The organism is Frankia sp. AgKG'84/4 (genome assembly GCF_023242965.2).
GTDB lineage: Bacteria > Actinomycetota > Actinomycetes > Frankiales > Frankiaceae > Frankia.
On the sequence record NZ_JALKFU020000739.1, the window covers coordinates 1 to 514 of the forward strand.

General features: G+C 78.6%; 1 protein-coding gene. It reads left to right on the forward strand.

Annotated elements, in window-relative coordinates:
* On the forward strand, nt 1–514 hold a 514-nt coding region (locus tag MXD58_RS24885; RefSeq protein WP_250610071.1), incomplete at both ends, for a condensation domain-containing protein.

Here is a 514-nt window from a genome sequence, read left to right on the forward strand (position 1 = left end):
CACCGCCGCCGGGGCCAGTGGTGCCGCGGCTGCCGTCGGTGCGCCGGCCGACTCCGGGCGCCAGCTCGTGCACCGCGCCGACCCCCGGCTGGTCGGTGAGGTGCGGGCGTTCGCGGCGCGGCGCGGCGCCACCCCGCTGATGGTGCTGCTCGCCGGCTACGCGGCGCTGCTGCACCGGGTCAGCGGCGCGGGCGAGATCACCGTCGGCTCGCCGGTCGTGAACCGGGACGGCGCCGGCGCCGGCGGCGCCCTGGGCTACTTCGGCAACACCGTCTGCCTGCGTCTCGCCGTCTCGCCGGCGGACACCTTCGGCGAGGTGGTGGACCGGGCCCGCGAGGTGTGCCGGGGCGCGTTCGCTCACGCCCACGTCGACCTCGCCGACGTCGCCCGGGAGCTCAACCCGGACCGGGCCGACGGCGTGTCCAGCCTGTTCAGCACGATGTTCGCGGTACGCGCGCCCGCCGCCGCGGCGCTGCACGGCCGTGACCTGCGCGGCGCGCGGCGCCCGTTGCAC